20 protein-coding genes are annotated in these 26100 nt (G+C 75.0%); 9 read left to right on the forward strand and 11 right to left on the reverse strand.

Annotated features, from left to right (window positions below):
• Positions 1-256 precede the first annotated feature (256 nt).
• Positions 257-1702, forward strand: a complete 1446-nt coding sequence (locus tag EV383_RS25745) for a M28 family metallopeptidase (protein ID WP_207223662.1) — start codon at positions 257-259, stop codon at positions 1700-1702.
• Positions 1703-2028: 326 nt separating this feature from the next.
• On the opposite strand, the gene EV383_RS32970 is transcribed toward EV383_RS25745, so the two are convergent.
• The 8 genes from EV383_RS32970 to sucC form a co-directional block, all read right to left on the reverse strand.
• A complete protein-coding gene (locus EV383_RS32970; RefSeq protein WP_130292314.1) occupies positions 2029-3942 on the reverse strand; it encodes a DNA polymerase Y family protein in 1914 nt (637 codons plus the stop codon).
• Positions 3939-4751 (reverse strand): hypothetical protein, encoded by an 813-nt coding sequence (locus EV383_RS25755; protein ID WP_242623315.1) that lies wholly within the window; start codon positions 4749-4751, stop codon positions 3939-3941. The genes EV383_RS32970 and EV383_RS25755 overlap by 4 nt, the downstream gene beginning before the upstream one ends.
• Positions 4752-5270: 519 nt before the next feature.
• On the reverse strand, positions 5271-6848 hold the full coding sequence (gene purH / locus EV383_RS25760) for a bifunctional phosphoribosylaminoimidazolecarboxamide formyltransferase/IMP cyclohydrolase (protein ID WP_130292315.1): 1578 nt from the start codon (positions 6846-6848) through the stop codon (positions 5271-5273).
• Positions 6849-6921: 73 nt separating this feature from the next.
• Positions 6922-7533, reverse strand: a complete 612-nt coding sequence (purN, locus tag EV383_RS25765; RefSeq protein ID WP_207223663.1) for a phosphoribosylglycinamide formyltransferase — start codon at positions 7531-7533, stop codon at positions 6922-6924.
• Between the two features lie 251 nt (positions 7534-7784).
• The gene (locus tag EV383_RS25770) at positions 7785-9476 is read right to left on the reverse strand and encodes a cell division protein PerM (RefSeq protein ID WP_130292316.1); all 1692 of its coding nucleotides are present in this window, start codon (positions 9474-9476) and stop codon (positions 7785-7787) included.
• Between the two features lie 126 nt (positions 9477-9602).
• Positions 9603-10688: a DUF5336 domain-containing protein gene (locus EV383_RS25775; RefSeq protein WP_130292317.1), complete on the reverse strand. Its 1086-nt coding sequence runs from the start codon at positions 10686-10688 to the stop codon at positions 9603-9605.
• 272 nt (positions 10689-10960) lie between these two features.
• Complete coding sequence (sucD, locus tag EV383_RS25780) at positions 10961-11848, reverse strand: succinate--CoA ligase subunit alpha (protein ID WP_130292318.1); 888 nt, start codon at positions 11846-11848, stop codon at positions 10961-10963.
• Positions 11849-11850: 2 nt separating this feature from the next.
• Positions 11851-13038, reverse strand: coding sequence for an ADP-forming succinate--CoA ligase subunit beta (gene sucC, locus EV383_RS25785; RefSeq protein WP_278044884.1), 1188 nt, complete (start codon positions 13036-13038; stop codon positions 11851-11853).
• Positions 13039-13304: 266 nt separating this feature from the next.
• Between sucC and EV383_RS25790 the strand changes: the two genes are divergently transcribed.
• The 3 genes from EV383_RS25790 to EV383_RS25800 all read left to right on the forward strand — a co-directional run bounded on the left by EV383_RS25790 (position 13305) and on the right by EV383_RS25800 (position 16658).
• Positions 13305-14285 carry an esterase/lipase family protein gene (locus EV383_RS25790; RefSeq protein WP_130292320.1) on the forward strand — a complete coding sequence of 327 codons (981 nt, stop codon included), beginning with the start codon at positions 13305-13307 and terminating at the stop codon, positions 14283-14285.
• A 374-nt stretch (positions 14286-14659) separates the two neighbouring features.
• Positions 14660-15535, forward strand: coding sequence for a M23 family metallopeptidase (locus EV383_RS25795; RefSeq protein WP_242623316.1), 876 nt, complete (start codon positions 14660-14662; stop codon positions 15533-15535).
• Positions 15536-15788: 253 nt separating this feature from the next.
• A complete protein-coding gene (locus EV383_RS25800) occupies positions 15789-16658 on the forward strand; it encodes an SDR family NAD(P)-dependent oxidoreductase (RefSeq protein ID WP_130292321.1) in 870 nt (289 codons plus the stop codon).
• Between the two features lie 57 nt (positions 16659-16715).
• Here EV383_RS25800 and EV383_RS25805 read toward each other — a convergent pair whose 3' ends face one another.
• Complete coding sequence (locus EV383_RS25805) at positions 16716-19193, reverse strand: UvrD-helicase domain-containing protein (protein ID WP_130292322.1); 2478 nt, start codon at positions 19191-19193, stop codon at positions 16716-16718.
• 236 nt (positions 19194-19429) lie between these two features.
• On the opposite strand from EV383_RS25805, the gene EV383_RS25810 reads away from it, so the two are divergent.
• The 3 genes from EV383_RS25810 (at position 19430) to EV383_RS31455 (ending at position 22043) form a co-directional block, all read left to right on the forward strand.
• Positions 19430-19753, forward strand: coding sequence for a chorismate mutase (locus tag EV383_RS25810; RefSeq protein WP_130292323.1), 324 nt, complete (start codon positions 19430-19432; stop codon positions 19751-19753).
• Positions 19754-19811: 58 nt separating this feature from the next.
• A complete protein-coding gene (locus EV383_RS25815; protein WP_130292324.1) occupies positions 19812-20120 on the forward strand; it encodes a hypothetical protein in 309 nt (102 codons plus the stop codon).
• A gap of 339 nt (positions 20121-20459) precedes the next feature.
• On the forward strand, positions 20460-22043 hold the full coding sequence (locus EV383_RS31455) for a hypothetical protein (RefSeq protein WP_165438504.1): 1584 nt from the start codon (positions 20460-20462) through the stop codon (positions 22041-22043).
• A gap of 73 nt (positions 22044-22116) precedes the next feature.
• Here EV383_RS31455 and EV383_RS25830 read toward each other — a convergent pair whose 3' ends face one another.
• The gene (locus EV383_RS25830) at positions 22117-22854 is read right to left on the reverse strand and encodes a LuxR C-terminal-related transcriptional regulator (RefSeq protein ID WP_130292325.1); all 738 of its coding nucleotides are present in this window, start codon (positions 22852-22854) and stop codon (positions 22117-22119) included.
• Positions 22851-24212, reverse strand: coding sequence for an ATP-binding protein (locus EV383_RS25835; protein ID WP_130292326.1), 1362 nt, complete (start codon positions 24210-24212; stop codon positions 22851-22853). The genes EV383_RS25830 and EV383_RS25835 overlap by 4 nt, the downstream gene beginning before the upstream one ends.
• Positions 24213-24395: 183 nt before the next feature.
• Between EV383_RS25835 and EV383_RS25840 the strand changes: the two genes are divergently transcribed.
• Complete coding sequence (locus EV383_RS25840; protein ID WP_165438505.1) at positions 24396-25736, forward strand: PspC domain-containing protein; 1341 nt, start codon at positions 24396-24398, stop codon at positions 25734-25736.
• Complete coding sequence (locus EV383_RS25845; RefSeq protein WP_130292328.1) at positions 25729-25956, forward strand: hypothetical protein; 228 nt, start codon at positions 25729-25731, stop codon at positions 25954-25956. Before EV383_RS25840 ends, EV383_RS25845 begins: the two co-directional genes overlap by 8 nt.
• Positions 25957-26100 lie beyond the last annotated feature (144 nt).

Genomic DNA, 26100 nt, shown 5'->3' on the forward strand with positions numbered 1-26100 from the left:
TGCTGTGAGAACAGTTCACCAGCCGTATCTGTGTAAGAGCTGAGACCGAGCCGTGAACAGTCCGTGGATCGTGCCCCGATCGCACCCGGCGACGGACACCCTGGGTGATCACAGTGTGGACAACTCCTGTGGACAACTGCTTCCGCTACTCCGGACGGCCCCGGGATGACACGATGCGGACGAGACGAAACCGGGCATCGGGGGACACTGGCTCATGCGATCCATCAGACGACGCGTTCTGGCTGCAGTGGCCGTGGTGGCGACGACGGCGGCCCTCGCGGCGTGCGCGAACGAGCCGGCCGGTCCCGGCCTGGCGTCCTCGTCGTCGAACACCGGGGCGTCCGGTGGATCCGGCGGGCAGTCCGCCGCCGCGGCCGACCCGACGTTGCCCCGGCGTCTCGCCGACGCGGTGAGCGGGGACGACGCCGTCACCCACCTGCAGGCCCTGGAGCGGATCGCCGACGAGAACGACGGCAACCGCGCCGTCGGCACCCCCGGCTACGACGCGAGCGTCGAGTACGTCGCCGGGGCGCTGCGCCAGGCCGGCTACGAGGTGCAGACCCCGTCCTTCGACGTCCGCACGTTCTCCGTGCAGGACCAGCGCCTGACCGTCGGCGGCACCGCGGTCGAGTCCTCGGTGCTCGGCTTCTCCCCGGCCACCGCGCCGGGCGGTCTCACCGCACCGCTGTTCGTCGTGCCCCAGGACGCGACGTCGGGCTGCGAGACCGCCGACTTCGCCGGGATGCCCCGCGGCGCGATCGCGGTGGTCCTGCGCGGCACCTGCCCGTTCGGGCAGAAGTCCCAGCTCGCCGGGCAGGCCGGCGCGGCGGGCGTCGTGGTGGTCAACACCGACGACACACCGCTCTCGGCCACCCTCGGCGACACCCAGGGGGTCGTCCCGAGTACGTCGGTCACCAGGAGCGCCGGGCAGACCCTGGTCGGGCGCAACGGGGCCCAGGCGACCCTGCTGCTCGCGACCACCCTGCAGCAGCAGACCAGCCGCAACGTGGTCGCACAGACGACGACCGGCGACCCGAACCGCGTGGTGATGGCCGGGGCGCACCTGGACTCGGTGCCCGAGGGCGCCGGGATCAACGACAACGGCAGCGGCAGTGCGGCCCTGCTGGAGATCGCGCAGAAGCTGGGCGCCGCGCCGCCGGCCGGGCAGAGCGTGCGCTTCGCCTGGTGGGGCGCCGAGGAGATCGGGCTGGTCGGGTCCACCAAGTACGTCGAGTCGCTCTCCGACGCCGACAAGAAGAAGATCGCGACGTACCTGAACTTCGACATGGTCGGCTCGCCGAACGCCGGCTACCTCGCCTACGACGGCGACAACTCCGACGACGAGGGCGCGGGCCCCGGACCGGCCGGATCCGACGTGGTGGAGAAGGTGCTGGTCGACGGTCTCGGCTCGGTCGGGGTGCGGGCCGAGGGCACCGACTTCGACGGGCGCTCGGACTACGGCCCGTTCATCGAGGCCGGCATCCCCGCCGGTGGTCTGTTCACCGGCGCCGAGGAGCGCAAGACCCCCGAGCAGGCCCAGGCCTGGGGCGGACAGGCCGGGCAGCCCTACGACCCGTGCTACCACACCGAGTGCGATCGCCTGACCAACGTCGACCGCACCGCCTTCGACCGCAACATCGACGCGATGGCCCTCGGGATCGGGCGCTTCGCCGTGTCGCTGGACGGGATCCCGGCGCGGTAGACGCCGGCCGCCTCCGCCGGATCGAGGAGGACCCGTGCCGCGCCCGCCGTCGTGTAGCGGGTGGCACGGACGACCCGTGGATCCCCTTTGCCCTGGCAGCCCCGATCCGTCCGGCCCGTCGCCCCGTCGCCCCGTCGCCCGTCGCCCGTCGCCCGTCGCCCGTCGCCCGTCGCCCGTCGCCCGTCGCCCGTCGAGAGTCACGAAGTGGACGACCACCCGACCAGAACGTGACGCTCGACCGGTCGCGGGGAACGACGACGGATCGAGCGTCACGAAGCGGCGGTGCTGATCGCCGGAACGTGACGCTCGACGGCCGGCCACGCCCCTCAGTCGTAGACGCCCGTGACCCACCACCCCCGGCCGCGGTGGACGAGCAGCAAGGCGGCGCCGTCGGCGAGCACGACCTGGATGCGCACGACGATCTCCGGGGCGGGCGCACTCCCGGCGCCCCACCACCGCTGACGGACCGGCCAGGGCCCCGCCCAGCTCCGGACCTCCCGGGGCGGCCGTCCGCTGTCGACGAGCCGGGCCGGGGTCGATCCGAGCAGGTCGGGGGCGGCCGGGTGCACCGGCTCGCCGTCGACGTCGAGGAGCTGCACCGGGATCGGTTCCGGGGGCACCGTCGCCGGCGACGGGGTGGGGAGGCGGCCGGGCCACGACGGCGGCGGGTCGCGGGGCGGGCGGCTGCGGACCGGTGAGGTCGTGCGCGCCCGTCCCGAGGACGGGCCGGGCGGTCGCGCATCGGGCGGGCCCGCGGCGGTCGGTGCCGTAGCGGTCGGTGTCGCGGCGATCGGTGTCGTAGCGGTCGGTGTCGCGGCGATCGGTGTCGTAGCGGTCGGTGTCGCGGCGAGCGATGTCGCGGCGAGCGGTGTCGCGGCGGGTGGCGTCGCGGCGGGTGGCGTCGCGGCGGGTGGCGTCGCGGCGGGCGCCGGTCCTGGATCCACCGGAGCGGGCCGGGACAGGAGCGGGACCGGTTCCGGGACGGCCTCCGGGACCGCCACGGGGACGACCGCCGGGAGCTCCTCCGCCGGGTCCGGGGCGCGTTCCTCCCCCCAGGGCACGAGACGCACGCGTTCGCCCGGGTCCCGCCCGCCGGTGAGCACCGGGGTGAGCACGGCCTGCGGGCCGAGCAGGGCCTGCGCCCGGACCAGAGCGCGCCCGGCCCGTTCGTCGGCCTCCCCGACGTCACCCCACAGACCGCGCTGCAGCGCACCGGCGGTCACCGTGTCCTCCGGGGTCAGCCGCAGCGCGACCAGTGCGCCGGACCCGCCCCGGGCCAGCCAGGAGTCCAGCTGCCAGCGCACCCGGTCGACCGTGCCGGCGGGCGTCAACGGCTCCGCGCAGCGCCAGACCCGCAGCAGCTCCTCCCCCGACCCGGTGCGGGCGTGCACGCCGAGGCGGGTGCAGGCCAGACCGTGCCCGGCCAGCGTGCGGTGCAGCTCCATGGCCAGCCCGCGGGCGGCGAACGCGGCGGCGTCCACCCGGTCCACCGGCGGGTCCAGCTCCAGCTCGGCGGCCAGCTCCTCCGGCGGGACCCGGCGCACCGGCGGGCGGGGGTCGAGCCCGCGGGCCAGGCGGTGCGCGGCCACCGCGTCCGCTCCGAACCGGGACGCGACGTCCGCGGCCGGCAGCGAGGCGAACGCCCCGAGCGAGCGCAGCCCGAGCCGTCGCAGGAGGTCGACCAGCTCGGAGCGGTCGACGTCGGGGTCCCGGTCCAGCTCGGCCACCTCCAGCGGGGCCAGGAACTCCGGCGTGCACCCCGGCTCGACGCCCCGGCCGCGGCGGGCGGCGAGCACCGCGGCGAACGTCCCGTCGGCGAACCCGACCTGGCACTCGGCCCGGGTGTGCAGTGCGACCTGGTCGATCAGCCGCTCCGCCGCGGGCCGCTCCCCGCCGAACCAGCCGACCGGGCCGCGCGCGGGCAGCACGAGCAGACCGGGGCGGATCACCTCCACGCCGGGGGCGAGCTCCTCCACCGCGACCACCACCGGTTCGAACGCCCGCGCGTCGCGGTCCGGGTCGGGGGCCAGCACGGCCAGGTCCGGGCAGCGGGCCTGGGCCTCGCGCCGGCGCAGCCCCCGCCGGACACCGGCCCGGCGCGCCGTGGCCGAGCAGGCCAGCACCCGGTTCGCGTGGAACACCGCGGCCGGACGGTGCGCCGGGACACCCGCGGCGCGGGCGGCCGCGGTGACCGGCCAGTCCGGCGACCACACCGCCAGAACCCGGTCCTCGCCGCTCATCCGGCCACCGCCGCGACGACCCGCGTCGACGGCACGGTGCCCCGGCCGGCCCGCTGCGGGGCGACGGCGACCCGCCCGTCCGGACCCGGCAGCAGCAGCTCGGCGCTGCGGCCCGCGGCCCCGGTCCCCCGGCCGTGCGCGCGGACCTCGACCCGGCGAGACCGTAGACGCCCGGCCCCGGCGTCGGCGCCCTCCCAGTGCACCGTCGCGCAGTGCAACCGCACGTCGGCGCCCGGCCAGGACCCGAGCGCGAGCAGCACCGCGCCGCGTTGCCGGGCCCGCGCGGCCAGCCGCTGCCGGTCCGCGGCCCGGATCCCGGCCCGCTCCGGACCGGACATCACCACCAGGTCCAGGCCGTCGAGCAGCGCGGCGGCGACCGCGACCAGGTCCGGCCCCGGCTCCGGCACCAGCGCGAGCCGGTCCAGCCGGACCCCGGCCTCGGCCGCGGCCACCGCGCCCAGCCCCGGACGTCCGATCACCCCGGCCCAGGTGCCGTCCTGCGACGCCGCCGCGAGCAGCGCGAACAGCAACGACCCGGCCCCCGGCCCGGTCGCGACCGACACCGTCGACCCCCGGCGCAACCCGCCCCCGGGCAGCAGCGGAGCCAGCGGCCCGGGCACCGGCAGCAGCCGACCGTCCTCCCCCGGCACCGGCGCCTCGTGCGGACGCTCGCTGCGGGTCTCCATCCGGCGCAGCAACCCACGGGCCAGCTCCAGCCGACCGCCCCGGTCGCACGCCCGTGCCGCCGGGTCGCGGGAGGGCCCCCGCCCGTCCCGCGACCCGGCTCCGGGATCCGGAGACGCGGCCACGGGCTCCCCAGCCGTCGCCGCGTCCTCCTCGACGTCGACAGGCCCCCTGGACCCGACCGCCGCATCGATCACCGAACGCCTCCCCGCCTCGCCGCCGCCGTCCGGTGCACCGCGGGGAGACGGTGCATCGAACTGATGTTCGAAGTCTAGGTCAGACCTCGAACGCCCTCAAGTCCCCGTCCGGGGGATGGGAACACCCTGGCAGGGACCCCCGACAGAAACGTCGACACTGCACACCGGAGCCGTCAGGTGTGGACGAGAGGCACAGCATCGCGCGCTCGACGTCACGACGCGCGCCCGTCTTCGTGACGCGACCGCGGCCGCGAGCGCGCGACGAAGGACGGCGCGCATCGGCCGGGATGCGGGCCCGGAGGCCGATCCACCGGCCGACGCGCACCCGGGCCGCCGACGCGCGGTGCGCGGACCGCGCGCGGACGGGTGGAGTACGCGACGACTGGTGCGGCGCGCGCCGACCGGTGGGGTGCGCGCCGCCGGCGGGTGGGGAGGAGCGCGGGTGGGCTAGTGGGCGAAGTGGCGGGTCCCGGTCAGGTACATCGGGACGCCGGCCTTCTCCGCGGCCGCGATCGACAGCTCGTCACGGACCGAGCCGCCCGGCTGCACGACGGCCGCGACGCCGCCGTCGAGCAGCACCTCCAGACCGTCGGCGAAGGGGAAGAACGCGTCCGAGGCGGCGACCGAGCCGCGGGCCCGGTCCCCGGCGCGGGCGACCGCGAGCTTGGCCGCGTCCACCCGGTTGACCTGCCCCATCCCGACCCCGACGGCGGCACCGTCGGAGGCCAGCAGGATCGCGTTCGACTTCACCGCGCGGCAGGCCCGCCACGCGAACGCGAGGTCGGCCAGGACCGCGTCGGACACCGGGCTGCCGGTGACCAGCTTCCAGGCGGCGGGGTCGTCGCCGTCGGCGTCGACCAGGTCGCGCTGCTGGACCAGCAGACCGCCGGAGATCGGGCGCAGCTCGGTGCCTCCGCGGACGTAGCCGCCGGGGATCCGCAGCACGCGCACGTTCTTCTTGGTCTGCAGCGCCTCCAGCGCGCCGTCGGCGTAGGACGGGGCGATCACGACCTCGGTGAAGATCTCCGCGACCTGCTGCGCCATCTCGACGCTGACCTCGCGGTTCACGGCGATGACGCCGCCGAACGCGCTGGTCGGGTCGGTGGCGTGGGCCTTGCGGTGGGCCTCCGCGACGTCCGCTCCGACCGCGATCCCGCACGGGTTCGCGTGCTTGATCACCGCGACCGTCGGCTGGTCACCGTGGTCGTGCGCGGCGCGCCAGGCGGCGTCGGAGTCGACGTAGTTGTTGTAGGACATCTCCTTGCCGTGCAGCTGCTCGGCACCGGCCAGGCCCTCGGACCGGGCGCCCAGGTAGAGCGCGGCGGCCTGGTGCGGGTTCTCGCCGTAGCGCAGCGCGCGCTCGCGGGTCCAGGTGGCGCCGAACCAGGACGGCAGACCGGCCGCGTCGGCGGCCTCCCCGCCGTCGGCCGGGGCGAGGGTCTCGCCCATCCAGGACGCGACCGAGACGTCGTAGGCGGCGGTGTGCCGGAACGCCTCGGTGGCCAGGCGGCGGCGGTCGTCCAGGACGAACCCGCCCGCGCCGACCTGCTCGAGCACCCACGAGTACCGCGCCGGGTCGACGACGACGGCCACGCTCTCGTGGTTCTTCGCCGAGGCCCGGACCATCGCCGGCCCGCCGATGTCGATCTGCTCGACGGCCTCGTCGGAGCTCGCCCCGGACGCGACGGTCTCGGCGAACGGGTAGAGGTTCGACACCAGCAGGTCGAACGGCGCGATGCCCAGCTGCTCGAGCTGGGCGACGTGCTCGGGCTTGCGGGTGTCGGCCAGCAGCCCGGCGTGCACCCGCGGGTGCAGGGTCTTGACCCGGCCGTCGAAGCACTCGGGGAACCCGGTGACCTCCTCGACGGCGGTGACCGGCACCCCGGCGTCGGCGATCCGCTGCGCGGTGGAGCCGGTGGACACGATCTCCACCCCGCCCGCGTGCAGCCCGGTGGCCAGGTCCAGCAGACCGGCCTTGTCGTAGACGCTGATCAGGGCCCGGCGGACCGGCCTGCGCTCACTCATGACTCACCTCGTGGTTCGTGCCTACTCCGGCGCGCCGCCCGGGGTCCGGGCAGGTCCGTGCGACCCCTGCGGGTCAGGTCTGTGGTTGTCGCGACGTGCCCGGGGCGGCGTCCGCGCGGGCGATGCCCCGGACCACCTCCACCAGCAGCCGCCGCTCCTCGGTCTTGATCCGCTCGTGCAGGGTGGTCTCGGTGTCGCCGGGCCGGACGGGCACCTCGGTCCGTCCCAGCACCGGCCCGGTGTCCAGGCCGGCGTCGACCCGGTGCACCGTCGCGCCGGTCACCGCCACCCCCGCGGCCAGCGCGTCGCGCACGGCGTGCGCGCCGGGGAAGTCCGGGAGCAACGACGGGTGCGTGTTCAGCATCGGGCATCCGATGCCGTCGAGGAACTCCGGTGAGACGACCTTCATGAACCCCGCCCCGACGACGACGTCCGGGGCGTGGGAACGCACGCGGTCGAGCAGCGCCCGGTCCCAGGAGGCCCGGTCCGGGTGCCCGGCGAGCCGCTCGACGAACGTCGGCAGACCGGCGCGGTGGGCGCGCTCGACCCCCTCGGTCCCGGGCCGGTCCGCCCCGACCGCGACGACGGCCGCCGGGTACCCGGGCTCGGAGGCGGCGTCCAGCAGCGCCTGCAGCAGGGTGCCCGTCCCGGACACGAGGACGACGAGCCGGTGCGGTGCGGGCAACCACGGCTCCTCGAGGCAGATCGCGGGGCGGCGGACGGGACGCCGACACCCCTCGGACCGGCGGTCGGCCGCACGGTGGGGAGCGCGGCCGAGGGCACCGGTGGGCCCGGTGGGACCCCCACCAGGGTAGGCCGGGACGTGGCTCACACGCCCGCCGCCCGTCCGACCTGCACCGATCGGCCCGCGAGCGACGCACGGTCGCTCCCGAACGCACCGGACGACGCGATGGTGCGTCACCCGGCGGGCGGAGGTCAGTCCTCGTCGGGATGCGGTGCGGCCGACTCGCGTTCCCGGCGCGCCACCAGGTCGGCGACGGTGCGAGGCGGTTCGTCGTGCTCCGCCTCCGGGGTCGCCGGTCCCGAGCGGCGGGACGGACCATCGGCCGTGCGGGCCCGCGCGTCGCGTGAGGCCGTGCCCCGTCCGGACGGCGTGCGGCTCCCCGCCCGACGGTCGTCGCCGCCGTCCTCTCCCCCGTCGCGACCCTCGTCGTCCCCGGCCGGTCGTCGCGTCCCCGGGCGGCGGGCGACGGGCTCGTCGGAGTGCTCCGCCGAGGCGGCCCGTCCGGCCGCCCGTGCCGCAGCCGCCCGGGCCGCAGCGGAGCGTCCCGTCCCCGCACGCGGTGATCCCGGACGTCCGGCGTCCGCCCGCGCCGTGCGACGGGCCTCGGCCACCCCGCGGGCGCGCCCGGCGCCGGTGGCCGAGCGGTCCAGCCCCATGCAGACCGCCACCGCGGGCAGGCCGACCAGCAGCAGCGCGGCCAGGAACACCAGCCAGCCCGAGAGCGTCACCGGGTCGTAGGGGCCGTCGGCCAGGCGTCCCCCGGCGATCGCGGCACCGAGCCCCGCACCGGCGGCGGTCACCGCGGCGGCGACACCGGCCGCGGCCAGGCGGTCGGTCCGGTCCGCGACCGGTCCGAGCGACCGGGAGCAGACGACCCCGGCGGCCACCCCGGCCCCGAGCGGGAGCAGCAGGACCAGCACCGCCCCGACCGACACCGGAGCCGTGGGGAACGCCGCGAACAGCGGGAACGGCGGCATCGCCCCGTCGACGGCGCCGAACGGCCCGTTGCGCGCCGCACCGACGTCGACCCCGGGACCGAGCGCCCAGGCCATGCCGCCGAGAAGCGCGTTCGGCAGGTAGGCGACGGCGAGCAGCGCCACCCCGAGACCGGCCCCGGCACCCGGGGCGAGCGTCGCGAACGACCGCGCCACCTCCGGTGCGTGCCCGAGCAGACCGGCCAGCAGCACCAGCGCCCCGGACAGCACGAGCCCGGCGGCCCCGGCACGGGCGCCCGCCAGCCCGGCCGCGGGCCAGCCCTGCAGCCGTTCCCGCCAGGTCTCCGGCAGACCGCAGGCCCGGAGCACGCCGACGCCGGCCGCGGACCCGGCGACCAGCCCGGCCCCGACCATCGACGCCCACGGCGCGGTCACCGCCATGTCCTGGGGAAGCAGCGCCCCTCCGAGCACCGCGACCACCGCGGCCGCCCCGGCCTGCGACGCGACGACGGCGCCCGCGTCGTGCCGGACCCGCCCGCCGAGCCGGCGCACCGACCACCCGGACGCGATCGTCACGACGGTGAACACCGCGATCGTGGGCAGCAGCGGCAGCACGCCGAGCTGCCGGCCGTCGAGCACCAGGGGGATCTGCTGGGCGGCGAGCCACAGCGGGACGGCGGTCGCGAGGGCCCCGTCCGGGGAGACGCCCTCACCACCGGACGCGGTCAGCACCGCCGCGAGCGGGACCATCATCGTGTAGCCGGCGAGGATCGCACCCATCGTCCCGGCGAGCAGGACGCGCAGCCGCTCCAGGCCGTCGCGGCGCTGCCGTCCGGAGCCCGGCGTGCCCTTGCGGTCGCGGGCACCGCGGCCGGGGCGACGCTGCGGCCGGGCACGCGCGGCGCCGCCCGTGCTGCGCTCGGTCGGGATCGGGGCCGTGGTGCTCACCCGGTCAGGGTCGCAGCGCCGGGCCGGGACACCGGGCAGGCACGCCGGGGAGGACCGTGGTCACATCCCCGGCGCGACGGGCCCTCCCACCCGGATCCCGCGTACGGGGATCCGGTGTGGAGCGGCTCAGCCCGCCGAGTTCTTCGGGTCGCCGTCCGGGCGGAAGGAGTGGGTCCGTTCGTCGTCGGCGCCCTCGACGAGGGTGTCGGGACGCTGTTCCGACGACGCCTGCCCCGCGGACGGGACGGCACTGGTGGCCTCCCCGCTCGCCCAGGACCCGGCCGATCCCGCCGATCCGGGCTGCCCGGCGGACGGCTGTCCCTGCGCCGCCTGCCCGTAGGCCTGCTGGCCCGGCACCTGCTGGCCGGGGGCGGCGGACTGCCCCGGCGCGGCGGCCGGGGCGCCACCGTGGGCGGAGGCGTCACCGGAACCCGGCGGCGCCGCGAACAGCGCCCCGTGCCCCTGCTGACCTGCCTGCTCCGTAGCACCGGGGTAGGAGCCCGGGTAAGGCTGCTGCCCGGGCTGCACGGCGCCGTACGGGGACGCGCCGTAGGAGCCCTGCCCGGGGACGCCCTGCCCCGGGACACCCTGACCGGGGGCGACGCCGTAGCCGTAGCCCTGCGGCGCGTAGCCGCCGTACCCGGGCCCGTAGCCCTGCGGCGCGTAGCCGGGGGCCTGGCCGAACGCGCCGGCCTGGCCGGGGTGGCCCTCCCCGTAACCGGGCTGCTGCGGGTAGCCGCCGGGCTGGCCGTAGCCGGGCTGGCCGTAGCCGGGCTGCCCCGGCGCCGGTCCGTACCCGGGCTGCCCCCAGCCTCCCTGCGGGCCGGCGTGGTGGTCCGGCTTCGGCTTCGGGGCCGGCATCGAGACCAGGCCGACGTCGAGCAGCAGCCCGCCGACCAGCGCGGCCGTGCTGAGCAGGCCGAACGCGATCGCGACCCAGCCGACGGCGCCCGGGTCCGCGATCTCCGAGGCACTGGTGCGGGCCAGCAGCGACATGAGGAACCCGGTGACCGAGATCGCCGCGGCGACGGGCAGCACCCGCCCGACCCCGGGAAGCAGCGACAGCAGGCCGAGCACCCCACCGGCGACGATCAGGGTGATCGGGAACGACAGGATCGCCGCACCGAAGAACCCGCACAGGTAGGTGAGCAGGGCCAGCACGGCCCCGACCAACACCACCATCCGGGCCGGTCCGGGTGCGAGCGGGGGCACCGCGGACACGGCACCGCCCCGTCCCGCGCTCTCCCGCGCCCCGGAGGGCGAGGTCTCCGATGAAGGGCCAGTCGTCATGTCGGACATCTCCCGCGGGCCGCGACCGGCGCGGCGTCGGCAATACGGTTCGGTCCGGGCACGCTAACCCATCCGGGGCATTCCACCGCACCGGCGGCGAGCGCGTCCTCCCGGGAGCGCCCACGGGCGCCCCCATGACGACGCGCGGCCCCCGGGAGGGTTCCCGGGGGCCGCGCGTGAGGTACTGCGGGGGCTCACTTCGAGCCGATGATCTCCTTCATCAGCGCGGCGGTCTCCGACGGCGTCTTGCCGACCTTGACCCCGGCGGCCTCGAGGGCCTCCTTCTTCGCCTGCGCGGTACCGGCCGAGCCGGACACGATCGCGCCGGCGTGGCCCATCGTCTTGCCCTCCGGCGCGGTGAAGCCCGCGACGTAGCCGGCGACCGGCTTGGTGACGTTGGCCTTGATGAAGTCCGCGGCACGCTCCTCGGCGTCGCCACCGATCTCACCGATCATCACGATGGCCTCGGTCTCCGGGTCCGCCTCGAACGCCTCGAGGGCGTCGATGTGGGTGGTCCCGATGACCGGGTCACCGCCGATGCCGATGGCGGTGGAGAACCCGATCTCACGCAGCTCGTACATCATCTGGTAGGTCAGCGTGCCGGACTTCGACACCAGACCGATCTTGCCCGGGCCCGCGATGTTGGCCGGGATGATGCCCGCGTTGGACTTGCCGGGCGAGATGATGCCGGGGCAGTTCGGCCCGATGATCCGGGTCTTGTTGCCCTTGGCCGACGCGTGGGCCCAGAAGTAGGCGGAGTCGTGCACCGGGATGCCCTCGGTGATGACGACGGCGAGCCCGATCTGGGCGTCGATGGCCTCGATCACGGCGTCCTTGGCGAACTTCGGCGGGACGAACAGGACCGAGACGTCCGCCCCGGTCTCCTTCATCGCCTCCTCGACCGTGCCGTACACCGTGACGTCCTGGCCGGAGACGTTGACGCTGGTCCCGGCCTTGCGGGCGTTCACGCCGCCGACGATGTTCGTCCCGGAGGCGATCATCTTGGTGGCGTGCTTCATGCCCTCGCCACCGGTGATGCCCTGGACGATGACCTTGCTGTTCTCGTTGAGGAAGATCGACATTCTCAGGCTCCAGCCGCAAGCTCGGCGGCCTTGTCGGCCGCGTCGTCCATCGTGCCCACCACCGTGACGAGCGGGTGGTTCGCGTCGGCGAGGATCTTGCGACCCTCCTCGACCGAGTTCCCGTCCAGGCGCACGACCAGCGGCTTCGTCGCGCCGTCGCCCAGGATCTTCAGCGCCTCGACGATGCCGTTGGCGACCGCGTCGCAGGAGGTGATGCCGCCGAAGACGTTGACGAACACGCTCTTGACGTCGTCGTCGCCCAGGATGACGTCGAGGCCCGCGGCCATGATGTCGGCCGAGGCGCCGCCGCCGATGTCGAGGAAGTTCGCCGGCTTCACGTTGCCGTGCTTCTCCCCGGCGTAGGCGACCACGTCGAGCGTGCTCATGACCAGGCCCGCACCGTTGCCGATGATCCCGACCTGGCCGTCGTCGAGCTTGACGTAGTTGAGGCCCTTGGCCTTCGCCTTGGCCTCGAGGGGGTTCTCGGTGCGCTCGTCGACGAGGCCCTTGTGCTCGGAGTGACGGAACTCCGCGTTCTCGTCGAGGGTGACCTTGCCGTCGAGGGCGATGACCTTGCCCTCGGGGTCACGGACCAGCGGGTTCACCTCGACCAGCGTCGCGTCCTCGGCGACGAAGGTGTCCCACAGCTTGACGATGACGTCGGCGGCCTGGTCGGCCACGGCGGCCGGGATCTTGCCCGCGGCCACGATCTCGTCGGCCTTGGCCTTGTCGACACCGGCGATCGCGTCGATCGGGATCCGGGCCAGCGCCTCCGGACGCTCGACGGCCAGCTCCTCGATCTCCATGCCGCCCTCGGCCGAGCACATGGCCAGGAAGGTGCGGTTCGACCGGTCCAGCAGGAACGAGAAGTAGTACTCCTCGGCGATGTCGCTGGCCTCGGTGACCAGCACCCGGTGCACGGTGTGGCCCTTGATGTCGAGGCCGAGGATCGCCTCGGCCTTCTCCTTGGCCTCGTCCGGGGTCTGCGCCAGCTTGACGCCACCGGCCTTGCCCCGGCCACCGGTCTTCACCTGCGCCTTGACGACGACGGCGGTGCCCAGCTCGGAGGCCGCTGCCTTCGCGTCGTCGGCGGTCTCCACCGTCCGGCCCGGCAGCACCGGGACTCCGTGCGCGGCGAAAAGGTCCTTCGCCTGGTACTCGTAGAGGTCCACTCGGCTCTCCCGCTCCACTTCGCTCTCGCCGCGAATTCGCTCGTCACCCTCCGGCGCGGGCGGGAAGAAGGACTGCCCGCCGCGGGCGGGGTGCGTTCGCGGACGTCGGTCGTGCTGCTCCGGGGGGAGCCTAGCCACGACCGTCGCACCGTTCCTGACCTGGGCCGGTGACCGCTGTCACCTCGCCCCGCCGACCAGGCGTCGTCGATCACCCGACCGGGGGGCCGGGCGGCGCGCGGCGCCAGGAGTGGCACGAGAAGTGATCTGTCGCATACCGTTTCTCCATGGCGATGGCGCTCGCAGGGTTGCGGCGCCTGCGCGCTCTCGCGGACGGCGTCACGACGGTGGCCGGCGAGGTCGGGCAGGCGGCGGACTACGCGGTGCGCACCTTCGCCTCCCCCGCGGGGATCCGCGGGATGGCCCTGGAGTGGGCCTGGATGGCCACGCACATCGCGCTCTACCCGATCGGCCTGGCCGAGGAGACGATCCGCCAGCACGACGTCTACCGCACCGACAGCCTGCCGCCCGCGCAGCGCAGCCTCGTCGTCGCCGATCCGGCCGCGGCCGGGACCCCGATCCTGCTGGTGCACGGGATCATGGACAACCGGTCGGTGTTCTCGGTGTTCGGCAACGCGCTCCGACGGCGCGGGTTCGGCGTCGTGCACGCCATCAACTACAGCATCCTGACCGGCGACCTCCGCAGCGCCGCACACGAGCTGCGCGGGCACGTCGAACGGCTGCGCGAGCTCACCGGCTCGGACAAGGTGCACATCGTCGGGCACTCGCTCGGCGGCATGATCGCCCGCTACTACGTGCAGCGGATGGGCGGCTCCGCCGTCGTCGACACCCTGGTCACGCTGGGGAGCCCGCACTCCGGTAGCCGCGCCGCGTACCTGCTCCCCACCCCGCTGGCCCGCCAGCTGCGTCCCGGGTCGGAGATCGTCACCGAGCTGGCCGAGCCCACACCGGACTGCCCGACCCGCTTCCTGGTCGTCTGGAGCCGGCTCGACGAGATGATCGTCCCGCAGGGCAACGCCCGGCTGCGCCACCCCGACCTCGACGTCGACGAGCTCGAGCTGCGCGACGTCGGGCACCTGTCGCTGCCGATCGACCCGCGCACCGTGCACTGGGTCGCCAGCGAGCTCGCCCGCGGGGAGCGGGCCCGCGACGCCGAGCACGAACGGATGCGGCACCGCCGGATCCGGGGCGGACACCTGCGGCAGTCCCACCCGCACCACGCCGAACGCGGCGCGCCCGCGTCCTGAACGCCGCCCCCTGAACCTCGCCCGCCGACGAATCCCTCCGGCGGGCGCACCCGAATGCGCGCAGCCCGATCGGCGCAACGACGGTTCACCGTTCTCACTCGACCGGTCGCCGATGATCGTGTGCCGTCCGCGCCCGTCCGTGGACCCTGCCGTTGCTCCGCTACGGCGCACGGGTTAACTTCTGACGGTCCACGTCACGGACCGGTCACAGCGATCGGCGCCAGCCCCGAACGGCGCCACTCCCCAACGGAGTCCCCAGCTCCGAGATCGCCGCCCCGGACCGGACGACCTGAACACCAGAAGGGCAGGTCTTGGCGCGCCACCGCTCCCCCAGCGGCGCCCGACCGGAGTCCCGGCCCGACACGTCCCCCGGCGTGACGGTCACCGCGACGAGCACCCGGCTCCCGGCGCCACCGGCACGTCCGCTGTGTGCCCGCGCGACCATGATCGCCGCCGCGGGCGGCGCCCTCGTCGCCGCCGGACAGACCGCGGCCAGCGCGTTCGGGATGTCCACCGCCCCGACGGCCGAGGAGTCCTACGCCAAGCTCGCCGCCTCGGCGATGCTCCCGGTGTCCGAGACGCGCACCGGCGACCCGACCGCCCCCGCCGTGACCTCGGCGATCGGCGGTGAGCAGCTCAGCTCGACCGGCGCCGTGTCCTCGCTGGACCCGGGCGCGAAGGTCGACGTCGCGAACCTGACCAAGGCCGCCCGCCTCGGCGAGAAGGCCGCCGAGGAGGAGGAGACGACGGGTGCCGCGCTCTCCCACGGCGCACCGCAGGCCGTCGTCTACGACGGCACCACCTACGCCATGCCCACCCGCGGCCAGTTCACCTCCGGCTTCGGCGGGCGCTGGGGCGTCACGCACTACGGCATCGACCTGGCCGCACCGATCGGCACCCCGATCTACGCGCTGACCGACGGCGTGGTGGAGAAGGCCGGTCCGGCCAGCGGGTTCGGCATGTGGGTCGTGCTCAAGCACACCGACGGCACCTCCTCGGTCTACGGCCACATCAACCGCGCGTTCGTCGAGGTCGGGCAGAAGGTCCGGGCCGGCGACGAGATCGCCGAGGTCGGCAACCGCGGCCAGTCCACCGGCCCGCACCTGCACTTCGAGGTGTGGGAGCCGGACGGCTCGAAGATCAACCCGCTGCCGTGGCTCTCCGAGCGCGGCATCGACGTCACCGGCCCGGCGAAGTCCGAGGCCGAGAGCGAGGCCGGCAGCGGCGCGGACGACTCGAGCCGCGCCTGAGTGGCCGTGTACCGGGTCGCGAGTGACGCGCCACGTCCCTCTCCGGCCCGAATCGGCGCGATCACGCGTCACCCGGTCGCGGCCCGTCCGGCGACGGCCCGGCCGCCGAGTGACGCACCATGTCCCTTCCCGCCCTGTGCGGTTGCCGAGTGACGCGGCATTGACCGCTCGGGCCCGTTTCCGGTCGTGGCGCGTCACTCGATGCCGGGAGTCCGGCCGGGCACGGCCCGGACCGGCGCGCGAGGCTGAGCCCATGCGCCCGTTCCGCCGCCCCCACCCGCACAGTCTGCGCGCCGACGCCGTCGTCACCGGGGCGGGGAGCGGGCTGGGGCGGGCGTTCGCGCGGGAGCTCGCCCGTCGCGGCGGCCGGGTCGTCTGTGCCGACCGGGACGAGGCGGGCGCCGCCGAGACCGTGCGCCTCGTCCGGGACCTCGACGGCGGTGAGGCGCTCGCGGTGACCTGCGACGTCACCGAGCCCGACCGTGTCCGCGCGCTGGCCGCGACCGCCGGGGAGTTCTTCGGCGGACCGCCCACCCTCGTCGTCAACAACGCCGGGATCGGCGCCGGCGGCCCGGTGATCGGAGGCCCCGACGACGACCTCGCCGACTGGCACGCCACCCACGACGTCAACTTCTGGGGCGTGGTGCACGGCTGCCACGTGTTCGTCCCGCTGCTGCGCGCCGCCGGGCGCGGTGGGGTGATCAACGTGGCCTCGGCCGCCGCGTTCGCCGCGGCACCCCGGATGGGCGCCTACTCGACCAGCAAGGCCGCCGTCCTGGCGCTGTCCGAGACGCTCGCCGCGGAGACGGCCGGGTCCGGGGTGACGGTCAGCGTCCTGTGCCCGACGTTCGTGCGGACGTCCATCCTGGGCTCCGGCCGGATCGACCCGGCGACCTCGGCCCTGGCCACCCGGATCATGGCCGCGACCGGCCGGGCCCCGGAGACGGTGGTGCGCCGGACTCTCGACGCCCACGACCGCGGACGCCTGCACGTCCTGCCGCAGGTCGAGGGACGCCTGACGTGGGCGGCCAAGCGGGCCCTCCCGGGTCTCTACACTCACGGCACCGGGCTCGGGGCGCGGCTGGCGACGAGGATGCTCGACGGGCCGCCCGGGCGCCGCTGACCCCGCCGCGTCGAGCCGATGGCGGCCCTTGCAGGCGGGCTCCGGAGCCGGGCGGGCTCAGAGCTTCGTGAGCGGGACCCCGCCGATCAGCATCAGCCGCACCGTGCCGGAGCTGCCGAAGTCGATCGTGACGGTGGCGCGCTGGCCGACGCCGTCCGAGGCGATCACCGTGCCCAGGCCGTACTTGTCGTGGTTGACCCGGTCGCCGACGTCGAGCGAGATCGTCGCGTTCATCGTGCGCTCGGGGACCTTCCAGTCCCCGCGGTCGCCGCTGCCGCGCCGCTGCCCGAAACCGAACCGGCCGACCGGGGCGGACGGGCGCTCGGGCTCCGTCCGCCGCCAGTCCACGAGCTCGGGCGGGACCTCGTCGAGGAACCGCGACGCCGGGTTCGTCGAGGGCTGGCCGAACGCCGAGCGGACGATCGCCCGGGACAGGAACAGCCGCTCGCGGGCCCGGGTGATCCCGACGTAGGCCAGGCGCCGTTCCTCGGCGAGCTCCTTCGGGTCCCCCAGCGTGCGCAGGTGCGGGAAGATCCCGTCCTCCCAGCCGGTGAGGAACACGACCGGGAACTCCAGGCCCTTCGCCGTGTGCAGGGTCATCAGCGTGACCATGCCGGAGTCGTCGTCCGGGATGGAGTCGGCGTCGGCGACGAGCGCGACCCGCTCCAGGAACGCGGCCAGCGAGCCCGGTGGGGGCGCGCCGGCGTCGGCGTCGTCGTCCTCCGCGGTGCCCGCGGCCCCGGCCCGCTCCTGTCCCCGCTCCTCCTGGGCCCACTCCTCCTGGGCCCGCTCCGCGGCCGCCGCGGCGCGGTCGGCGGCGTCGGGGTCGGTCGAGAGCGCGGCGAGGTCGGCCACCGCGGCGTCGCCGGCGAACTCCCGGGCCACCGTGACGAGCTCGGCCAGGTTGTCCATCCGGGTCCCGTCCTGCGGGTCCTCGCTGGCCTGCAGCTCCTCGACGTAGCCGGTGCGGGCGTAGATCGTCTCCAGGATCTCCGACGTGTCGTCGCCGCGCTCGACCATCTCGCGCAGCTCGTCGATCATCCGGACGAACCCGGCGATGTTCTTCTGCGACCGGGTGGCCAGGGCGGGTGCGCGGTCGGGCTCCTCGGCCGCGATCCGCAGCGCCGCGGCGAAGGAGATCCGCTCGCGCTCGGCCAGGTCCGCCACGACCGACTCCGCGCGGTCGCCGATCCCCCGCTTGGGGACGTTCAGGATCCGGCGCAGGCTCACCGTGTCGTCGGCGTTGGAGAGCACCCGCAGGTACGCCAGCGCGTCCCGGATCTCGCGGCGCTCGTAGAACCGGACGCCACCGACGACCTTGTAGGGCATCCCGACGCGCAGGAACACGTCCTCGAACACCCGGGACTGGGCGTTGGTGCGGTAGAAGATCGCGATGTCGGAGTTGCGGTACTCCCCGGAGTCGACCAGCCGGTCGATCTCGGAGGCGACGAACGAGGCCTCGTCGTGCTCGTTGTCGGCGACGTAGCCGATCATCTTCTCGCCGTCGCCCTGATCGGACCACAGCCGCTTGTCCCGGCGCTCGGTGTTGCGCGCGATCACCGCGTTCGCCGCGGTCAGGATCGTCTGGGTGGAGCGGTAGTTCTGCTCGAGCAGGATCGTGCGCGCGTTCGGGAAGTCCTGCTCGAACTCCACGATGTTGCGGATGCTCGCGCCGCGGAACGCGTAGATCGACTGGTCGGAGTCGCCGACCACGCACAGCTCGGCCGGCTGGGCACGCTCGGTCGCCGGTGCGACGAGCTGGCGGACCAGCTCGTACTGGGCGTGGTTGGTGTCCTGGTACTCGTCGACGAGCACGTGGCGGAACCGGCGGCGGTAGTACTCGGCGACGGCCGGCATCCGCTGCAGCAGCGAGACCGTCTCCATGATCAGGTCGTCGAAGTCGAACGCGTTCGCCTGGCGCAGCCGGGCCTGGTAGACGCCGTAGACCTCGGCGATCCGGCGCTCGTGCTCGGTGCCGGCGCGCTCGGAGGCGTCGTCCGGGGAGAGCAGCTCGTTCTTCAGGTTCGAGATCTGCGCGGCCAGTGCCCGGGGGGCGAACTTCTTCGGGTCCAGCTCCAGGTCCCGGCCGACGATCCCGATCAGACGGCGCGAGTCGTCCGCGTCGTAGACCGAGAACGCGCTGCGTACGCCCAGGTGCTTGGCCTCGCGGCGCAAGATCCGCACGCACATGGAGTGGAACGTGGAGACCCACATCGCCGCCGAGCGGCGCCCGACGAGCGCGTCCACCCGCTCCTTCATCTCCGCGGCGGCCTTGTTCGTGAACGTGATCGACATGATCTCGCCCGGGTGCACCCCGCGTTCGGCCAGCAGCCAGCCGATCCGGTGGGTGAGCACCCGCGTCTTGCCCGACCCGGCCCCGGCCACGATCAGCAACGGCGCACCGGCGTGGGTGACGGCCTCGCTCTGCCGCGGGTTGAGGCCCTCCAGCAGCGCACGGCCACGGGAGGTCGTCGGTGCGGTCCCGGCGGAGGTCGCACCGGTGTCCTGGGCGGGGAGTTCGAACAGCGCACTCATCGTGTCGAACACGGTACCGCCGCCCACCGACAACCCTCGCGCTCGCCCGCGCGTGCCCCACGGTGCTCCGATCGTGTGGCACACTCGTCGCCGTGCAGACCACCAGGCGATTTTCCTACGGGTACCGGAGTCCGGCACCCGTCGCCTGAACGAGCAGAACCGACGCCCCGGAGTCCGCGGACCCGGGGCGTCTCGTATGTCCGGTGCCGCCGACTCCCACCTCATCGGAGCAGACCATGACCACCCCCGCACCGGACCCGCTGACCTCGCAGGCACCCTCGGACGCCTCCGACCTGCCCCCGGTCCCCACGACCGAGGAGGAGATCGACGAGCTGCGTCGCGAGATCGACCGCCTCGACGCCGAGATCCTGTCGGCGATCCAGCGCCGCACCGAGGTCTCGAAACGGATCGGCGCGACGCGGATGGCGTCCGGCGGGCCGCGGATCGTCTACAGCCGCGAGATGGCGGTGCTGGACCGGTTCGCCGACCTGGGCGTCGAGGGTCGCGAGCTGGCGATGATGCTGCTGCGTCTGGGCCGGGGACGGCTCGGCGGGCGCTGACCCGACCGGGTGATCCACTTCCCGACCTGCGGGCTCCGACCGTGGCACTCTGGGTCGTATGGGAATCATCGCGGCACTGATCGCGCTGGCCGGGCTCCTGGCCGCGCTCGGGCACGTCGGCTACATCGCCATGCTGCAGAACGCGGCCAACAAGAAGGGCCTCTCCGGCGGAGAGGTCGCCACCTACGCGAAGAGCCGGTGGCCGGTCGCCGGCGGCGCGGCGGGCGTCTCGCTGATCGGGCTACTCATCGTGACGAGCAGCGGCTCGTTCGGCGGTGACCTGTTCGGCCTCATCCTCGCGCTCGGCGGAGGCGTCGTGGGCTACAAGGGCCTGCAGACGGAGCGAAACCGTTATCCGAGCAGCTGATGCGGAGTCGCGCTGCGTAGTCGACCACCCACTCGGAGCATCGATGGACAACCGCGTCCGGGGCGGAAAAGGTACGACCGCTCGCCGATTGATGACATCGGTGTGATTGAGCCGTCACGCAGCGGTCAAAGCGAGCACGACCTGGGGTTTCTCCGGAGGCACTGTCCGACAAGGGTTGCCTCCTCGCATAACGGGAGCGATCAGCGGTCGGATACGGCCGATGAACGGATTTCACCCTCTCGGGTGACGCGCGCCGAGCGGATTACCTCCGCTTGGTGATCGTCCCCGGGTCCGGTACACCTTCTCGGGTCCAGTTCACCCGAAGGAGGAACAGCGGCCGTGACCGAGATTCCCGCCGGATCCCCGCTCCCCAGCGCCACGGGATCCGGACGCAGTGAGCCGCTGACCGTCGCGGCACTGATCGCGCGTCAGTCCGCCGGTACCGCCACCGTGCACGTCCCGGTCGCCCGGGAGACCGGGTCGCACACGGGCGTCGCCGAGATCGTCTCCGTCGGGTCGCTGCTCCGCCGGGAGGGTCGCGCCCCGCACGCGCTGGACCGCCCGATGCAGCCGCGCGCCGTCCGTCAGGCCGAGATGGCCCCCGTCTGGCCGGCCCGCCCGGCGTCGGGCCGCCGTCGCGCCGCCGCCGTCGCCGGCGCACTGATCGCCGCCGGCTCCGTGCTCGGCGCCGCGATGTACAACGGCGCGGCCTCGCACAGCTCCGACGCCCAGGCCGCGGCCGACGGCCTGTTCCCGGGCCTCGGCCTGCCGTCCGGCTCCGCGACCCCGGCGACGCTGCCCGCGACCTACCTGCCGACCACCGTCGCGCTGACCAGCCCCCTCCCCGCGGCCTCGGTCCTGCAGCCCGGCGCCACCGACTGGATGCAGGTGGCCTTCCCGCGGAGCGCCGCGGCCCCGAACTCCGCCGCGACCGGCACCCTGAGCACCGCGACCACGATGCCGTCCGCCCTCGGCAACGCCATCCCGGCGGCGAGCAACGCCGTACAGAACACCCCGGCCGCCTCCGGCGGCACCACCGCCCCCGGCACCGGCCCGGGTGGGACGACCGCCCCCGGCGGCGGTGGCTCCTCCTCCGGTGGCGGCACCGCCGGCGGCGGCGGTCTCCTGCCGATCCTGAACAACCCGGACCGGCCCACCGAGAGCAACCTGCTCGACCCGCTCACCGGCGGTGGCTCGTCCGGCGGCGGCAGCTCGACCGGCGGGTCCGGTCCGTCCGGGCCCCGGATCACCACCGGACCGCTGCAGGACGTCACCGAGACGGTGCGCCCGGTCGGCGAGACGGTCGGCGAGGTCGTGCGTCCGGTCACCCGGGCGACCGCTCCGGTCGGCGAGACCGTCGGCGGGGTCCTCACCCCCGTCACGAGGACCGTCGAGCCCGTGACCGACGCGTTGAAGCCGGTCACGAAGCCGCTCACCGGGGCCCTGGAGCCCGTCACGACGCCCGTACTGGGTGCCCTGCAGCCCGTCACCGGGCCGGTCCTGGCGGCGACCGAGCCCACCACCGGGCCGATCCTCGAGTCGCTCTCGCCGGTCACGGGCCTGCTCGACACCCCCGCGGCCGACGAGAAGAAGTCCTCCGGCGGCAAGCACCGCGCGGTCGCCGATGGCGGTACGGCCACGAAGCCGGTCAGCGACCTGGTCTCCGGCACCGTCGGCACGGTGACGGGCGTCCTGTCGCCGAAGATCAGCAGCGCGTCGTCGTCCGACTCGGACTCCTCGTCCCAGGGCTCGTCCTCGTCGGATCCGGACTCGTCGGGCTCGGAGTCCTCGGGCTCGGCGTCCGCCTCCGGTTCCTCCGACGACACGTCCGGCTCGGCCGGCGGCAGCGTCGTCACCGACACCGTCTCCTCGGTCACCGACACGGCCGGTGGCCTCGTCGGCGGCCTGACCGGCGCGAAGTAGCGGGCTCCGAGCTGGAACGAGCCTCCGGGTCGGTATCGATGCTCCCTCCGGCCCGTTCCGGCCGCGGGGCGGCCTACACGAGCCTGCGGTCGGTGGCCCAGCGGGACAGCTCGTAGCGGTTCGACGTCTGTGTCTTGCGCAGGACGCTGGACACGTGCGTCTCGACGGTCTTCACCGAGATGAACAGCTCCCCGCCGATCTCCTTGTAGGAGTAGCCGCGGGCGAGCAGCCGGAGCACGTCGCGTTCGCGGCGGGTCAGCTGGTCCAGCTCCGGGTCGATCGGCGGAGCCGCGCCCGGGCGGTCGGAGAACGCGTCCAGGACGAACCCGGCCAGGCGCGGGGAGAACACGGCGTCGCCCGCCCGCACCCGGCGCACCGCGTCCGCGAGCTCCTGGGCGGAGATCGTTTTCGTGACGTAGCCGCGGGCCCCGGCCCGGATCACGGTGATGACGTCCTCGGCGGCGTCGGAGACGCTCAGCGCGAGGAACACCGGCTGCACAGACGCCCCCGCCTGCGCCCCGCCCCCGGCCCCGGCGGCACGCACCCGGCGGAGCACCTCGGCGCCGCCGCCGTCGGGCATGTGGACGTCGAGCAGCACGACGTCCGGGCGCAGGTGCCCGATCCCGGCCACCGCCTCGTCCACCGAGCCCGCCTCGCCGGCCACCACGACCTCGGGCTCGCCGCCGTCGCCGCGGTCGAGCTCGGCGCGCACGCCGGAGCGGAACAGGGCGTGGTCGTCGACCAGGAAGACGCGGATCGCGGTGTCCGGGGCCGGTCCGGCCTCCGACGGGGTCCTCGTGTCGTCGCTCATCTCGTGCCCTCCTGCGTCTCCGCGCCGGCCCCGGACTCCTGACGTGCAGGCGGGGCCGCCGCCTGTTCCCGGTGAACGGGCATCGTCAACCGCACCTCGGTGCCCTCACCCGGCGCGCTGCGCAGCCGGACCGTACCGCCGTGGCGGCGCATCCTGGTGTGCACCGAGTCGGCGAGCCCGTGCCGGTCCTCGGCGACGGCGTCCGGGTCGAACCCCGAACCGCGGTCGCGGACGAACACGTTCACCTCGTCCTCGTCTTCGACCTCGGCGTACACGCTGACCTCGTCCACCCCGGCGTGCTTGGCCGCGTTGACCATCGCCTCCCGGGCCGCCAGGACCAGCGCGCGCAGGTCGCCGTCCATCGTCGCGTCGCCGACGACGACCGGGTTGACCGTCACCGCGTAGGTGTCCTCGACCTCGGCGGCGGCCTCGGTCAGTGCCGCCGACAGCCGCCCGGACGCCTCCGGGTCGCGTTCGGACGGGTCCCTGCCGTAGCCGTTCGGACCGTAGAGCCAGGCGCGCAGCTCCCGTTCCTGGCCGCGGGCCAGACGCTGCACCTCCCGCGGCGACGACGCCTGGCGCTGGATCAGGGCGAGCGTCTGCAGCACCGAGTCGTGCAGGTGCGCCGCGATCTCGGCCCGCTCGGCGCCGACGATCCGGGCGCGGCGCTCCTCACCGAGGTCGCGGACCAGCCGCACCCACCAGGGCACGGTCAGCACGGCGACACCGAGCAGGGTCGCGAACGCGGCCAGCAGACCGAACCGGACCTGGTCGAGGTTGACGTTGCCGAGCAGGAACACCGCGAGCCCGCCGGCGACCAGCACCGCTCCGACCACGGTGCGGGCCACCGCCGTCCCGCCTCCCGCCGTCACGCCGCGGGCGCCGTGCGCCCACCGGCGTCGCTGGGCCTCGTCGGCCTCGCGCCAGACGACGGCCGCACCGACCGCCGCCACGCCGAGCGGGCCGGCGATCCAGCTGACGACCCCGTTGCCGGCCGCGGCCAGGGCGAGGCCGACCCCGAGCCCGAGCGCGGCCAGCCCGACCGCCTGCTGGCGTTCGGACCGGCCGATCGTCCGCTCGACCGGGGTGATCTCCTGCCGCACGAAGATCCACAGCAGGGCGTAGGCGAGCACCCCGGACCAGCCGATGACGGCCAGCAGCACGAACCCGGCGCGCACCCATCGGACGTCGACGCCCAGGTGGTCGGCGACGCCGCCCGCGACACCGGCCACGATCCGCCCGGATCGGCGCCGTGCCAGCGGGGCCCGCACGGGCCCCTGCTGCACGGACCCTTGCTGCGGGGGTCCCTGCTGCGGGTGTCCCTGCCGGGGAGACCGTTGTGCCTGCGGAACGCTCACGGCACCATCGTCACACGCATCCGGGCGCGTTCCATCGGGATCGGGGTCAGGGTCGGATCGGGGACGTCCCCGATCCGGACGGCGGCGGCGCAGGTCAGGCTCGGTCACATGGACGAGACGGACGGTCGGCGGAGCGGTACGGACATCGGGGACGATGACCGGCGGGGTGGGACGGACACGGACGTGGGGAGCTCGACGGCGCGGGCACGGGCGGAGCTGCACGACATGTGGCGGACCCGCCCGTCCCGGCCGCGCGACGACCGCAAGGTCGCCGGCGTGGCGTCGGCGATCGGGCGTCGCTACGACGTCGACCCGGTCCTGGTGCGGATCGCGTTCGTCGTCGCCGCGTTCTACGGCCCCGGTATCCCGCTCTACCTCGCCGGGTGCGCCGCGCTCCCGGACGCCGGGTCGCCGCACCGTCCGGGACGCGGGCAGGCGGCGGCCCTGACGGTCACCGTCCTGGTCGCGTCGGCCGCCGTCGTCTCCGCACTGCTGTTCCTCGGCGCCGACGGGGGCTGGTTCCTGCCGATGCTGGCCAGCCTGGGCCTGCTGGTCGCGCTGCACGTGACGCGCGGGCGTCGCGGCCCGGCCGGGCGTGCCGTCGACGGCGGGCCGGCCGGTCCGGACACCCCGGCGACGGCCCACCACACGGGCCCCACCGCGCTCGTCGACCCGGCCGGCGGTCACGACCGTCCGGCGCCCGCCGGCCCGCCCGGGACCGGCGGTGACGCCACCGCCCCGGTCGCGAGCGACACCGCCGCCGACGGTGACGGCGCAGCCCCGGCGCGGGCCGACGCGGTCGCGCCCCCGCCCGCTCCCCCGTCCTGGGACCCGCTCGGCGCCGCCCCCTTCGCCTGGGACCTGCCGGAACCGGGCCCCGAGCCGGCCCCGCCCCTGCCGCCGCGGTCACGGCTCACCCCGATCACGCTCGGCATCGCACTCGTCGCCTCGGGCATCGTCGCGGTCCTCGCGCTGACCGCACCGGGCCTGTTCGGCGTGGCCGCGGTCCCGGCGACCGCGCTCGCGGTGGTCGGTGTCGGGCTCGTGGTCGGGGCGTTCCGCCACGTCGGACGGTGGCTGATCCCGTTCGCCCTCGTGCTCGCCGCGGCGACGTGGCTGGCCGCCGCCGTCCCCTGGGCCGATCTGGACGACGGGGTCGGTGATCTCACCGCCGCGCCGCAGACGGCGGCCCAGGTCGCCACCGAGTACCGCCGTGGCGCCGGCGACATCACCCTCGACCTGCGAGGTCTCGACCTCACGGCGACGCCCGGCGTCCCGGTGACCCCGGTCCGCACGTCGGCGCAGCTCGGCGTCGGGACGGTGACGGTGCTCGTCCCGCCCGGTGCGGACCTGGTGGCCCGCGGCGACGTCGGGGTCGGCGACATCTCGCTGGACGGCCGGGCCGTCGACGGTGCCCCGGTCTCGACGACCGTGAACGACCCCGGCTCGGACGGTCCGGGCGGACGTCCGATCGAGCTCGACCTGCACGCCGAGGTCGGCTCCGTGGTGGTGACCCGTGGCTGAGGACGGACGGTCCCGCGGGCGGGGCGCACCCGACCCGGTCGCGCTGATCTGCGGGCTGCTCGCCCTCGTCGTGGCCGGCTACGGCTACTCGGGGCTGACCCCGGGAACCGGCGTCGACCTGCGCTGGGGCCTCGCCGTGGTGGCCGTCCTGGCCGGCGTGTCATTCATTGTGATGAGCCTGCGCGGTAGCGGTAACTCCCGGACCACTTCGGACGACTAACAGGCATCGGTCACCGGCAAGCTGGGGAGCATTGCCGGAGGCCGCTCCGCCCGCGCAGTCGCGGGCCCGACGGGGGTCGGGCCGTCTGTGGACGTGGGCGGCCCGGGGCGGGGCCGGTTCCACCGGCCCCGCCCCGTTCACGTC

The organism is Pseudonocardia sediminis (assembly GCF_004217185.1).
GTDB classification, from domain to species: Bacteria; Actinomycetota; Actinomycetes; order Mycobacteriales; family Pseudonocardiaceae; genus Pseudonocardia; species Pseudonocardia sediminis.

Excerpts from the sequence above, each read along its gene's own strand:
- EV383_RS25830 (WP_130292325.1), bottom strand. The coding sequence starts at position 22,854 with ATGAGCGACGACACGAGGACCCCGTCGGAGGCCGGACCGGCCCCGGAC.
- sucD (WP_130292318.1), bottom strand. The coding sequence starts at position 11,848 with ATGTCGATCTTCCTCAACGAGAACAGCAAGGTCATCGTCCAGGGCATC.
- EV383_RS25810 (WP_130292323.1), top strand. The coding sequence starts at position 19,430 with ATGACCACCCCCGCACCGGACCCGCTGACCTCGCAGGCACCCTCGGAC.
- EV383_RS25815 (WP_130292324.1), top strand. The coding sequence starts at position 19,812 with ATGGGAATCATCGCGGCACTGATCGCGCTGGCCGGGCTCCTGGCCGCG.
- EV383_RS25805 (WP_130292322.1), bottom strand. The coding sequence starts at position 19,193 with ATGAGTGCGCTGTTCGAACTCCCCGCCCAGGACACCGGTGCGACCTCC.
- EV383_RS25790 (WP_130292320.1), top strand. The coding sequence starts at position 13,305 with ATGGCGATGGCGCTCGCAGGGTTGCGGCGCCTGCGCGCTCTCGCGGAC.
- purH (WP_130292315.1), bottom strand. The coding sequence starts at position 6,848 with ATGAGTGAGCGCAGGCCGGTCCGCCGGGCCCTGATCAGCGTCTACGAC.
- EV383_RS32970 (WP_130292314.1), bottom strand. The coding sequence starts at position 3,942 with ATGAGCGGCGAGGACCGGGTTCTGGCGGTGTGGTCGCCGGACTGGCCG.
- EV383_RS25800 (WP_130292321.1), top strand. The coding sequence starts at position 15,789 with ATGCGCCCGTTCCGCCGCCCCCACCCGCACAGTCTGCGCGCCGACGCC.